The organism is Streptomyces sp. NPDC039462, assembly GCF_055639375.1.
Genome location: NZ_JBVKAO010000001.1, coordinates 1,817,916 through 1,829,273, shown reverse-complemented (window position 1 = coordinate 1,829,273; position 11,358 = coordinate 1,817,916). Strand labels below are relative to the sequence as shown.

11 protein-coding genes and 1 pseudogene are annotated in these 11,358 nt (G+C 71.8%); 2 read left to right on the top strand and 10 right to left on the bottom strand.

Going from position 1 to position 11,358, the window contains the following annotated elements; genetic code table 11:
• Positions 1-37: 37 nt before the first annotated feature.
• Genes ACZ7LU_RS07435 through ACZ7LU_RS07425 form a run of 3 tightly spaced genes read right to left on the bottom strand, consistent with a single transcriptional unit; the run spans position 38 to position 4,277 of the window.
• Positions 38-1,054: a serine/threonine-protein kinase gene (locus ACZ7LU_RS07435; RefSeq protein WP_471915991.1), complete on the bottom strand. Its 1,017-nt coding sequence runs from the start codon at positions 1,052-1,054 to the stop codon at positions 38-40.
• A complete protein-coding gene (locus tag ACZ7LU_RS07430; RefSeq protein WP_471915990.1) occupies positions 1,054-1,899 on the bottom strand; it encodes a hypothetical protein in 846 nt (281 codons plus the stop codon). The genes ACZ7LU_RS07435 and ACZ7LU_RS07430 overlap by 1 nt, the downstream gene beginning before the upstream one ends.
• Positions 1,900-1,910: 11 nt before the next feature.
• Positions 1,911-4,277 (bottom strand): ABC transporter ATP-binding protein/permease, encoded by a 2,367-nt coding sequence (locus ACZ7LU_RS07425; RefSeq protein ID WP_471915989.1) that lies wholly within the window; start codon positions 4,275-4,277, stop codon positions 1,911-1,913.
• Positions 4,278-4,525: 248 nt separating this feature from the next.
• On the opposite strand from ACZ7LU_RS07425, the gene ACZ7LU_RS07420 reads away from it, so the two are divergent.
• Complete coding sequence (locus ACZ7LU_RS07420) at positions 4,526-5,392, top strand: alpha/beta fold hydrolase (protein WP_471915988.1); 867 nt, start codon at positions 4,526-4,528, stop codon at positions 5,390-5,392.
• Here the strand turns inward: ACZ7LU_RS07420 and ACZ7LU_RS07415 are convergent.
• The 3 genes and pseudogenes from ACZ7LU_RS07415 to ACZ7LU_RS07405 all read right to left on the bottom strand — a co-directional run.
• A pseudogene (locus ACZ7LU_RS07415) lies at positions 5,380-5,730 on the bottom strand (glycoside hydrolase family 6 protein); the annotation flags it as partial. The gene ACZ7LU_RS07420 and the pseudogene ACZ7LU_RS07415 overlap by 13 nt on opposite strands.
• A 102-nt stretch (positions 5,731-5,832) precedes the next feature.
• On the bottom strand, positions 5,833-6,414 hold the full coding sequence (locus tag ACZ7LU_RS07410; RefSeq protein WP_362988345.1) for a snapalysin family zinc-dependent metalloprotease: 582 nt from the start codon (positions 6,412-6,414) through the stop codon (positions 5,833-5,835).
• Between the two features lie 343 nt (positions 6,415-6,757).
• On the bottom strand, positions 6,758-7,723 hold the full coding sequence (locus ACZ7LU_RS07405) for a pirin family protein (protein ID WP_471915987.1): 966 nt from the start codon (positions 7,721-7,723) through the stop codon (positions 6,758-6,760).
• A gap of 127 nt (positions 7,724-7,850) precedes the next feature.
• Between ACZ7LU_RS07405 and ACZ7LU_RS07400 the strand changes: the two genes are divergently transcribed.
• Entirely contained in the window at positions 7,851-8,192 is a 342-nt protein-coding gene (locus ACZ7LU_RS07400) for a tetratricopeptide repeat protein (protein WP_471915986.1), read from the top strand.
• A 56-nt stretch (positions 8,193-8,248) separates the two neighbouring features.
• Here the strand turns inward: ACZ7LU_RS07400 and crcB (ACZ7LU_RS07395) are convergent, their stop codons facing one another.
• From crcB (ACZ7LU_RS07395) to ACZ7LU_RS07380, 4 genes are all read right to left on the bottom strand, one after another.
• Positions 8,249-8,623: a fluoride efflux transporter CrcB gene (gene crcB / locus ACZ7LU_RS07395; RefSeq protein WP_468310490.1), complete on the bottom strand. Its 375-nt coding sequence runs from the start codon at positions 8,621-8,623 to the stop codon at positions 8,249-8,251.
• A complete protein-coding gene (gene crcB, locus ACZ7LU_RS07390; protein WP_471110688.1) occupies positions 8,620-9,045 on the bottom strand; it encodes a fluoride efflux transporter CrcB in 426 nt (141 codons plus the stop codon). The genes crcB (ACZ7LU_RS07395) and crcB (ACZ7LU_RS07390) overlap by 4 nt, the downstream gene beginning before the upstream one ends.
• Before the next feature lie 244 nt (positions 9,046-9,289).
• Positions 9,290-10,363 (bottom strand): M20 family metallopeptidase, encoded by a 1,074-nt coding sequence (locus ACZ7LU_RS07385; RefSeq protein WP_471916499.1) that lies wholly within the window; start codon positions 10,361-10,363, stop codon positions 9,290-9,292.
• Positions 10,364-10,529: 166 nt separating this feature from the next.
• A complete protein-coding gene (locus ACZ7LU_RS07380) occupies positions 10,530-11,249 on the bottom strand; it encodes a PAS domain-containing protein (RefSeq protein ID WP_471915985.1) in 720 nt (239 codons plus the stop codon).
• Positions 11,250-11,358 lie beyond the last annotated feature (109 nt).

Below are 11,358 nucleotides of genomic sequence, written 5' to 3'. Positions count from 1 at the left end.
GCGGGCTGTGCGGTCGGCCGTCGGGAGACCGGCCGCTCTATTCGGTCAGCTGCCGGAAGACCGGCTGGGCCCAGCGGGGTGGGTCGGGGGGCGCGCCCGGGTGGGCCGGGGCTTGCTCGACGCGGCGGTCCACCCGCGTCGGGGGATGGCCGTCCGTACTGCTGCCCATGGCCGCGGCCCGCATCGTGGCGGCGAATTCCAGGCACGACCCGTACCGGTCCTCCGGGCTCTTGGCCAGCGCCTTCGCGAGGACCCCGTCGAGGCCGGGGGCGACACCCGGCCGCTTCTCCGTCAGCCGGGGCGGCTGGTCGTACTGATGGGCCCAGAGGAGGGCGAAGTCGTCGTCGCGCTGGAACGGCGGCCGGCCCGCCATGGTCTCGTACACGACGCAGGCGAGGCTGTAGACATCGCATCGGCCGTCCACCGGGCGGCCCGATATCTGCTCCGGCGCCACATAGTCGAGGGTCCCGACGAACTGGCCCACGGTCGTGAATCCGGTCAGCGACAAGGACTTCTTCGTAAGACCGAAGTCCGTGAGGTAGGCGTGCTCGGGGTGGTCGCTGTCCGTGCCCTTGGCGATGAGGATGTTGCCGGGCTTTACGTCCCGGTGGACCAGGCCGTGGTCGTGCGCCGCATCGAGCGCGGAGGCGATCTGGGTGGCGATGCGGAGCGCGGCCGTGACGGAGAGCGGGCCGCCACGGTCGAGCAGGTGGCGCAGATCGCTCCCGGGGACGTACCGCATGGCGATGTAGAGCACCCCGTCCGTCTCGCCGGCTTCGAAGACGGGCACGATGTGCGGGTGTTCGATCGCGGCGGCGACGCGGGACTCGTGTGTGAAGCGCCGCCGGAAGGTGTCGTTGCGGGCGAGTTCGGGGGCGAGCAGCTTGAGAGCGACGGTCCGGTCGAGGCGCAGGTCCCTGGCGCGGTAGACCACGGCCATGCCGCCGCGGCCGATCTCGCCCTCGACTTGGTAGTCCGCGATCCGCTGTCCGATCAGCTCGGAGGGCCGCCCGGAGTGCGGGCTCGGGCCGCCCTCGCCCGGCGCGGCCGCCATCAGGCGTCACCGGGCCGGAGCGGCTGATGGGGTTCGTCCCCCTCGGGCGGGAGAAACGGGGCGGGGTGTCCGCCGTGCGGGGTGTGCAGTTCAGGGGTGTGCAGTTCATCGACCACCTGAGTCTCCCCCGGCCCTACCGCCTCGCCCCCCACCCGCGTCGGCTCAGGCCCTGCCACCTCATGTACCACCTGCGTCTCCCCCGGCCCCGTCCCGGCGGTCGAACGGTCGGTTCCGTCGGTCGGTTCCTGCGCTGCGGGGACGAGGCGGGTCGGTTCCTCGTCAGGCGGAGGGGAAGCGCCGGGGCCGGTGGCGGCTGCCCGTGGGGGTTCGGCGGCCTCGTGGTCCTCGCCGTGTCCCTCGGTGGCGGGCCCTTCCGTCGCCGCGTACGTACTGAGCCTCGTTCCGTCGCAGTACACCCACCGCTCGTGGTCGGCATCGTAGAGCCACAACGATTCGCCCTCCACGACCACGCCCACCCGCAGCCCGTGCGTCCCACGCCGGAAAGACTCCCCGTCGCCCCCGCCCGCCAGTTCCTCCACCGCACTCCGGTAGCGGCCGAGGGCGTCCTCGGTCCTGGTCAACAGCGGGCGCGGGTCCGCCGTGCGGGTCAGGGGGCCGCTCGCGCCCGGTGGATCGCGCGGCACGGCGACCAGGAGCCGGCCGTCGACCCATGCCGACCAGCCGTTGGCGCACACGATCCGGCCCCAGTCGCCGAGCCGGTCGACCAGTTGCACGGGCAGCAGCGCGTCGAGAGGGGTCGTCGGACGCTCCACGTCGGGTGCCTCCCAGGCGGGCAGTCCGTCCTGGGGAACCACATGGGTGGGGCGGAAGCCCGCGGGGGTCATCGTCGGCGCCCCTACTTCCGCATCACGGCGGGTTCATGGCGGCGCAGCAGCCTGGCGACCACGTATCCGAAGACGGCCGACAGGACCACCAGCATCCCCATGTTGAGCAGCCAGACACCCGCGGAGTGCCGGAACAGCGGGTCGGTGGTCAGTTCGCCCGGGACGATCCTGCCGAGGCCGATGGTGCCCGCCATGGCGCCCAGCGCCCAGCGCGAGGGCACCAGCCACGCCAGTTGTTCGACGCCGGGCACGCCGTTCAGCTTGAGGAGAGCGCCGCAGAAGACCACCTGGACGATGGCGAGGAACACGAGCAGCGGCATCGTCACCTCTTCCTTGCGCACCAGCGCCGATACGAGGAGGCCCAGCATCATGGCGGTGAACGCCAGCAGGGCCACCGCGAGGGTGACTTCCACCAGCGGTGGCAGCAACACCCCGTCGCCGCCGGGCGCGTTGAGGTCGACGCCGAGGAGAGCGACGAGGGTCAGCACGACGGCCTGGAGCACCGTGACCGTGCCGAGGACGACGACCTTGGACAGCAGATACGCCGATCTGGAGAGCCCCACCGCCCGTTCCCGCCGGTAGATGACGCGTTCCTTGACCAGTTCGCGCACCGCGTTGGCGGCACCGGTCAGGACTCCGCCGACGCAGAGGATGAGCAGCGCGTTCATCGCCGTCTCCTGCGTGAGCCGGCTTCCGGCCAGCGCGCGGGCCATGGCGCCCATCACGAACGGCAGGGCGATCATGATGGCGAGGAACGTGCGGTCCGCGCCGAGCGCGGCCGCGTACCGCCGCACCAGCGTGCGCAGTTGGGAACCCCAGCTCTGCGGCTTCGGCGGCGGCGCGAAGGAGCCGGGCGTGGCCGCGCCGTCCTGCGGGAGGGACGTCAGGTACGGCTGCGCGGAGGAGTTGACGATGTAGCGTTGGTGCAGCGGAGAGAGGTGGTAGTCCCGTGCCCAGTCCCGGTCGCGGTCGCCTTCGAAGGCCTCGAATGCCTCCGGCCACTGCGGGAAGCCGAAGAACGGCAGCGCGTCCCGCGGCGGCCCGTAATAGGCGATCTTCCCGCCCGTGGCGAGGACGAGGAGCCGGTCGCACACGTCGAGGCTGAGCACGCTGTGCGTGACGACGATGACCGTGCGGCCGTCGTCGGCGAGGCCGCGCAGCATGTGCATCACCGAGCGGTCCATGCCGGGGTCGAGCCCGGACGTGGGCTCGTCGAGGAAGAGCAGCGAGGGCTTGGTGAGCAGTTCGAGTGCGACACTCACGCGCTTGCGCTGGCCGCCGGAGAGGCTGTGGATGGGCTGGTCGGCGCGTTGTTCCAGGCCGAGTTCGCGGATGACCTCGTCGACTCTGGCCCGGCGTTCCGCGCGCTCGGTGTCCTGAGGGAAGCGGAGTTCGGCGGCGTAGCCGAGGGCGCGGCGCACGGTCAGCTGGACGTGCAGGATGTCGTCCTGCGGTACGAGGCCGATGCGCTGGCGCAGCTCCGCGTAGTCGCGGTAGAGGTCGCGGCCGTCGTAGAGGACGGTGCCGCCGTCCGCGGGGCGCAGTCCGGTGAGGGCGTTGAGCAGGGTGGACTTCCCCGCGCCGCTGGGTCCGACAACGGCCAGCAGGCACTTCTCGCCGACGGGGAACGAGACCTGGTCGAGGAGTGTCTTGCGGCCCCGGTCGACGGTGACCGTCAGGCCCTGGACGTCGAGAGACACCTCGCCCGTGTCGACGTACTCCTGCAGCTGGTCGCCGACGAGGCAGTACGCGCGGTGGCCGACGCCGACGATGTCCCCCGGCGCCAGAGGGGCGCGGTCCACCGGCTGGCCGTTGAGGTAGGTGCCGTTGTGGCTGCCGAGGTCGACGATCTCGTACGTACCGTCCGGGAGGACCCTCAGTTCGGCATGCCGGCGGGAGACGACCAGGTCGTCGATGACCACGTCGTTGTCGTCGGCGCGGCCGATGCGGACGGTGCGGGTGGGCAGCGGGCGCACGGTCGTCGGCTGCCGGAAGGTGCCGGTGGCCGAGGGCGTGCTGACGGAGGAGGGGCGTTCGGGAGCGCGGGGTTCGGGCGGGGTGCGGCCGACGACCACCGCGCGCGGGCCGTCGGTGACGCTGCCGAAGCGGATGACGCTGCCCGGCCCGATCTCCCCCTCCTCGACGCGCCGCCCATCGGCGTACGTTCCGTTGGTGCTGTGCTCGTCCTCGATGGTCCAGTGATCGAGCTCGGCGTGGAGGACGGCGTGATGCCACGAGACGCGGATGTCGTCGATGACGATGTCGCTCAGCGGGTCGCGGCCCACGTGATAATCCCGGCTCGGACTCATCACCGTGGAGCCGGTGTCGGTCTCCAGCACGAGTTCGGGCGCAGTCGGCGCCACAGGCCGCTTCCCCATGCCAGAATTCTACCCATTCGCCCGAATCTCCGCCTGAGGTCGCCACCACCGGCCTACGCCGGGCCGGTGAGCACGAGGGCGATCAGCGCATGGGCGATGAGTTCGGCAGTGGATCGGCTCCGCCCAGGCAAGATCTGCCCAGGCAAGAGGCGAATGCTTGAGGTGGCTGCCGCGCCCGACCTCGACCGCGCGACGTGGCCGTCCCACGACGACGTACTCCCGGCGACCCGATGACCACTGTGACCACTGTGACCACTGTCCACGCCAATGGGGTCGCCATCTGCATCAAGTCGTTCGGTGACGACGACGCACCCCTCGTCCTGCTCGCGGGCGGGACGACGATGCTTTCCTGGCCCGACGCGCTGTGCGAGCGCCTCGCCGCCGGCGGGCGCCGCGTGGTGCGCTACGACCTGCGCGACAGCGGGGAGTCGACCAGCGCGGACCCGCAGGCACCCTCCTACACCTTGCGCGACCTCGCCGCCGACGCGGTGGCCCTCGCCGGCGCGCTCGGCGGGCGGCCCGCGCACCTCGCGGGGATCGGCGTCGGGGGGATGGTCGCACAGGTGGCCGTGCTCGACCATCCGGCCGTGTTCTCGGCGCTCACGCTGGTCGGCACCCGCGCGGTGGCCCCCGGCCCGCCCGACGCCGACCTGCCCGACCATGACCGGGCGACGATGAGCCGGCTGTTCGCCCGCCCGCAGCCCGACTGGACCGACCGCGAGGCGGTCGCGGAGTTCGCCGCCGCCGGCGCGGAGATCCGGGGCGACGACCCCGTTGCCGCGCGCGAGATCGCCGCGCGCGTCTGGGACCGCACGCCCGACACCACGCCCCCGGTCCAGACGGCCAACCAGCTGGGCATGGTGTTCTCCCGGCTCGACTGCGCCCCCCGCTGGCGCGAGCGCCTGCCCGGGATCGACGTCCCGACGCTCGTCGTCCATGGCCGCCGCGACCCGTTCTTCCCCGTCGGCAACGGCGAGGCGATCGCGCGCGAGATCCCCGGGGCGCGGCTGCTCGTCCTCGATGAGGCCGCCACCGCGATCCCCGGGGCGGCGGCCGGTGAGATCGCCGAGGCGATGCTCATCCTCGGACAAGGGTCCCCGGATCAGCAGTCGTAGATCATCTTGTAGGCGACTACGGGGAGGAACTGCCCGGCCGAGGAGCCGGTTCCGACGCCGCAGTTGCCGTCGGGCTCGCCCGGGGCCTTGATCCACAGGAGCATCTCGGCGCCTCCGCCCAGTTGGGTGGGGGTGCCGATGCGGCGGGCCGAGGGGTTGCACCACTGACCGTTGGAGCCGTTGCCGTTGCGGCTGGTGTCCACCACGAACGGCTTGGTGCAGCCGTACCGGGCGCCGAGTTCGCGCTTGATGGCGTTGCCGTACGCGGTGTTCTCGGCCGTGGTCAGGCAGTTGGAGACGTTGAGGGAGAAGCTGTGGGCCTGCCGGAGGCCGGCCTTGGTCGGAGGCATGGTCGCTTACCGCCGCACACGCGCGGGTGACGATGCCTGACCGCGATATAGCTGGGGCAGGCATCGTCACGTCGGGGTGGCCCTTGCCGACTAGGGCGCGTCCACCAGCACGCGGCCGCCGGTCCGGGTGTGTGCCGCGGCGCCGCCCGCGTACGCGTTCTCGACGCGCGAGCGCTCGGCCGCGTCGGGCACCGCGTTACGGCAGCTCGTACCGGCGCTGGAGCCCGACATCAGCTGCGAGCAGGGGCCGGGCTTGGTGTCCGGCAGGCCCAGGTTGTGGCCGAGTTCGTGGGCGACGATGCGGGTCTTGTCGTAGCCCTGGGAGACCGCCTGGCTGCCGAGTTCGACCCGTGCCCGGCCGCCCGGCCGGACCGGTCCGAGTGTGGCCTGCGGCCAGCCGGTGGTAGCCACGATCTGGATCTCTGCTCGGCTACCAGGGGCGGCTTTGACCAGCTTGACGTTGCCGACGTTGCCGTTCCATGAGGCGACCCCGGCAGAGATCGCCTGCTCCCAGCCTGCCGCTCGGCTGGCGTCGTAGCGGAGCGTGACCTGCGCGGCCACGTGCTTCGGCATGGTGGGCTCGGCCGCGGACACGGCGTGTGCCGCCGGGACCGCGGTCAAGAGCATCCCGGCCGCGGCACCGGCTATACCCAACCGTAAAAAGTGCACCATCACTGTCCTCTCACACGTGGGGGCTCTCGGACCCTTGGGGGACCGAAAGAGGGGACCAAGACGAGTGTCGCGAACATGCCAACCGTGTCAACTGGTTGGTTGAGGGCCCGTGACGACGACGCAGTGCCGAACCAAGGCGGCGGCGCATGCTTACCCGCTGTCTGTCGTCAGCTGTTGGAGGCGGCGGACTGTATCCAGTTGGTGTACGCGGCGGTGGCCATGTAGTTCGACTTGGACTGCCGATCGCTGGTGGAGGCGACATCGAGCAGGGTGCCGCCTACCATCGCGGGTCCGCCCCGGCACACGTGCCCTCCCCCGTCGGACTGCTGACGCAAACCCCAGCTCAGCGCACCCGCCCCCGCGGCTTCAGCGGCACGTTCGGCAGTTCGGGGGCGAGGAGTGGGTCCCCGTCGTATCCTTTCACCACACCGAAGCGGTTGCCGGTCATCCAGTCGGCTCGCGCCTGCGCGATGTCCGCATGCGTGCGGCCGATGAAGTTCCACCACATCACCAGTTCCTCCTCGAACGGCTCGCCGCCCAGGAGCATCAGGGACGCGTCCGATGCTGCGCGCAGGGGGAGTTCGGTGCGGCCGCAGCCCAGGTAGAGCATCGAGCCGGGGAGTACGGGTACGCCGTCGACGTGTGTCTCGCCGGACATGGAGAGGACGGCGTACTCGAAGTCCGGGTCCAAGGGGAGGCGTACGTCCGCGCCGTCGGACAGGGCGAGGTCCGCGCCGACGATGGGCGTGTACGTCGTGCCGGGCGAGGTCGTGCCGTCCAGCGTGCCCAGGATCAGTGTCGCCGTCAGCCCCGGTGCCGTGACCTGCGGCAGCTCCGCGTGGTGGTCGAAGCGTGGAGCCGTGTGCCGGTCGCTGTCGGGCAGGGCCACCCACAGCTGCGCGCCGTGCAGGAAGCGGGCGTGGGACCTGGGGCTCTCCTCGGAGTGGGAGATGGCCCGGCCGGAGGTCATGAGGCCCAGTTCGCGGGGGCGGATGGTCTGCAGGCTGCCGGTGGAGTCGCGGTGCAGCACTTCCCCGTCGTGCAGCCAACTGACGGTCTGGAGGCCCATGTGCGGGTGCGGCGGGACCTGCATGCCGGGCTCGTCGGCGATGTCGTCGGGGCCGTAGTGATCGACGAAGCACCAGGCTCCGACCATGCGGCGGCCGAGATTCGGCAGCAGGCGACGGACCTCCGTGGACTCGCCGAGCTTGACCCGGCGGGGACTGAGGAGTTCCCGTACCGGTTCCGCGACGACGAACCCTCGCCCGCCGCACAAGGAAGGAACCGCCTCGCGATCAAGATTGCTCATGTCGCACAACCTAGCCCCGCGGGGCGCCCGACGGCAGCCGCCCGACCGCCACAGAGATGGAGGGGGCATGGTGGAATATTCAACTAATCCGGGTCGTTGCAGCCCCCGAAGGAGGCAGACAGTGGACATGACCTATTACGACCACGGGACCGCGGCGGAGCGCTGGGAGCGCGCGCGGCAGTTCTTCGAGGCCAAGGAGTACGCGACAGCGGCGCGCATCCTCGACGCCCTGGCCGACGAGGTGCCCGAGCAGGTCGCCCCGCGTCTGCTGCTCGCCCGCGCCTACTACCACTCGGCCCAACTCGGGCGCGCCGAGGCCGAGTTGCGCAAGGTGCTCGACCTCGATCCAGTCGAGAGCTACGCCCGGCTCATGCTGGGCCGCACGCTGGAGCGGCAGAACCGTCCGGACGACGCGGCGCCCCATCTGCGCATGGCCGCCGCGCTGAACGGGCACTTCGCTCAGGCGTGAGCAGGCCTGAGCGGGCCTGACCAGGCCTGCTCAGGCCCCCCGGGGGACGCCTCCCCTCACAGCCACAGGGCCTCGGCGGCGGCCACCCCCGCGCACGCCGCGCCGAGGCCCGCACCCACGCTCACCAGCACGTTCGCCACCGCGTGGAGCCGCGCGCCGCTCTCGGCGAGCCGCAGTGTCTCGTACGAGAACGTCGAGTACGTCGTCAGTGCCCCGCACAGCCCCGTGCCGAGGAAGAGCTGGACGTGCGACGACGCGGCGCCCGCCGCGACCGCGCCGGTGAGCACTCCGAGGATCAGGCAGCCCATGATGTTGACGGTGAGGGTGCCCCAGGGGAAGGCGGTGCCGTGCCGGGCCTGCACGGCGCGGTCGGTCAGATAACGGAGCGGGGCGCCGATCATTCCGCCGGCGAGGACGAGCAGCCACGTCATGCCTGCCTCCCCTGCACCGCACGGCGCGTCACCACGCGGCGCGTCGCCCACGTCGCGCCCCAGACGGCCGCGAGCGCCACGAGTGGCGTCAGGGCCAGGTAGAGCAGGGCCGTGCGGACGTGGTCGCCGCTCAAGAGGTGCTCGATGTCCACCGCGTACGTCGAGAACGTGGTGAAGCCGCCGAGGACGCCCGTGCCGAAGAAGGGCCGCACCAAGGGGTGGACGGGCCGCGCCCGCGTGACCAGCACCATGAGGACGCCGATCGCCGCGCACCCCACGGCGTTCACCGCGAGGGTCGTCCAGGGAAATCCGCCGGGGGCCACCGGCCACCACAGCGACGCCGCGTACCGGGCCACCGCGCCGATGCCGCCGCCGACGGCGACCGCCGCGACGACCTGCCACTCGTGCCGCGTCCGCGTCACCACTCCTCCTACTCGCCGTCGCCCGTCCTCGGGCGCACTCGTGCGCAAGTAGGGACTGTTGGCGGCATCCTTCGCCGCGGTTCGGGTACGGCGAGCCCCACCGCCGCGCGGCGCCCCGGAAAGCCCCGGAACCCCGAGAACCTCGAGAATTTTCGGCAGCACCCGGGAAAGATCACCGCTCAGTCCACATTAACCGGGGTGCCCGGGCCCCGCGTCATCCGCCCCGCTCACCGGCGGGGAAGGGTCACCGCCCAGTCCCGGTGTCGCGGATCGCGCGTACCAGGCCGGTGACGAGATGTGCCCGCTCGGCCATCGCGTCGACCAGCACGTACTCGTGGTCGGCGTGCGCACCGCCCCCGACCGCGCCGAGGCCGTCGAGCGTCGGCACGCCGATCGCGGCCGTGAAGTTGCTGTCGCTGCCGCCGCCGACCGCCTCGCTCCCGACGCCGGGGAGCAGTCGCTCCGCCATCGCGAAGAGCCCGGCCGCCGCCGACTCGGGCATCGGGGGACGGCCGACGGATCCCCGGACCGTGAGCTCCGCCCCTGCCAGGTGTGGAGTCAGCGCCGCGAACGCGGTCTCGATGCGTTCCTTCTCCTCGGCCGACTCGACCCGGACGTCGACGACGACGGTCGCCTCCGCGGGGACCACGTTGTCCAAGGTTCCCGCGGACGCGACGGTCGGGGTGACCGTCGTGCCGATGTCGGGGCGGCCGAGCGCCACGATGTCCAGGACCTGGTGGGCCGCTTCGACCAGGGCGTTGATGCCGGCTTCGGGTTCGAGGCCCGCATGGGACGCGCGGCCCGTGACCACGACTTCGAACGTGCCGCAGCCCTTGCGTCCCGTCTTCAGCGCGCCGCCGTCAGCGGCACCCTCGAACACCAGGACGGCACCGCAGGCGCGGGCCCGTTCCTCGATGAGGGCGCGGGAGGAGCGGGAACCGACCTCTTCGTCGGCGGTCACCAGGATCTCGACGCCCGAGCGGTCGTCGAGCGCCGCCAAGCCGTGCACGGCCTGCACCAGTCCGCCCAGCATGTCGAAGACGCCGGGGCCGGTCGCGCGACCGTCCTCGACCTTGAACGGGCGGCGTTCGAGGGTGCCGAGCGGGAACACCGTGTCGTGGTGACCGAGGATCAGCACACGAGGGTCGCCGCCGCCCGACCAGTGGACGTGCGGGCCTGCTTCGCTCGCGACGAGGACGGCCCGCCCGCCGAGCCGGCTCTCGATCACCGCCGCGACGGTTTTCGCCGACTCCGTCAGGGCGTCGAGGTCGCGCGACGGCGACTCGACTTCGACGAGAGTCCTGAGGTCCTCGATCATCGCGTCGACATTCACGTCGCTCACGGTATGTACGTCACCTACGGTATGTACGTCACCTACGGTATGTACGTCACTTACGTCGGCCGTCTCGCGCATCGTCACGCCGGAAGGATACGTGGGCCTGTCAGGAGCCTGGAGTCTCCTGGAGTCCTAGGGGCCTAGGCGCTCAGGGCCCGCTCCCTGCGGCGCCGCCGCGGCGTCCGGCCGGCCCCGCCACCCGCGGCGGCCACGCCTCGGGGTCCAGGAGCCCGAGTACGTACGCCCTCGCCACCAGCGCCGTCCGGTTCTGGGCCCGCAGGCGGCGGCAGAGCCGCGTCAGGTGGTAGTTGACGCCGTCGACGCCGATTCCCACCGCGCGTGCCACGACCGATGTCGTGGCGCCGCCCGCGACCAGCCGCAGGATGCGGGCCTCCTGTGCGCTCAGGGCCGGGTGGGCCAACTCCTCCCCCGTGCTGTCGGCGCGGGCTGACGTGTCGTTTCCCGGCGTCTCCGCTCGCGCCTCCGCGACGCGCAGCGTCACCAGCAGGGGCGGTGTGTCAGCGAGCGGGTCGGTGACGGGTTCGACGGTGACCTGCCCGTGGCGGGCCGTTCCCCGTGCCGTCCAGCTCACTTCGACCGGGTAGCGGGACCTGCGGCCGGAGCGCATGGCCTCGTCGAGTTTGCGGAGCTGTTGTCTGTTGGTGGGGGTGAGCAGGTCGAGCAGGAGCTGGTTCGCCACCCGGCCCGGCTGGAGGCCGAGGGCCGACGCGAAGGCGGGGTTGGCGACGGAGACGAGGCCGCCGGTGCCGGCTATGGCGGTCGGCACGGGGGAACGGTCGAGCAGGGTGAGGAAACGGCCGCGCCATATCGCCGCGTCCGCCTCTTCGGCCTCCTTCACCTCGTTCACGCCCCCAGCTCCCTCGACGCCCCTAGCCCCCTTCGCACCCCTGACGTCCTTCGCACCCCCGGCCTCCTGCGCACCCCCGGCCTCCTTCACACCTCTGACCTCCTTCACA

Coding starts and splice junctions, on each gene's coding strand:
- ACZ7LU_RS07435 (WP_471915991.1), bottom strand. CDS start 1,054: ATGGCGGCCGCGCCGGGCGAGGGCGGCCCGAGCCCGCACTCCGGGCGG.
- ACZ7LU_RS07430 (WP_471915990.1), bottom strand. CDS start 1,899: ATGACCCCCGCGGGCTTCCGCCCCACCCATGTGGTTCCCCAGGACGGA.
- ACZ7LU_RS07425 (WP_471915989.1), bottom strand. CDS start 4,277: ATGGGGAAGCGGCCTGTGGCGCCGACTGCGCCCGAACTCGTGCTGGAG.
- ACZ7LU_RS07410 (WP_362988345.1), bottom strand. CDS start 6,414: ATGGTGCACTTTTTACGGTTGGGTATAGCCGGTGCCGCGGCCGGGATG.
- ACZ7LU_RS07405 (WP_471915987.1), bottom strand. CDS start 7,723: ATGAGCAATCTTGATCGCGAGGCGGTTCCTTCCTTGTGCGGCGGGCGA.
- ACZ7LU_RS07400 (WP_471915986.1), top strand. CDS start 7,851: ATGACCTATTACGACCACGGGACCGCGGCGGAGCGCTGGGAGCGCGCG.
- crcB (WP_468310490.1), bottom strand. CDS start 8,623: ATGACGTGGCTGCTCGTCCTCGCCGGCGGAATGATCGGCGCCCCGCTC.
- ACZ7LU_RS07385 (WP_471916499.1), bottom strand. CDS start 10,363: ATGATCGAGGACCTCAGGACTCTCGTCGAAGTCGAGTCGCCGTCGCGC.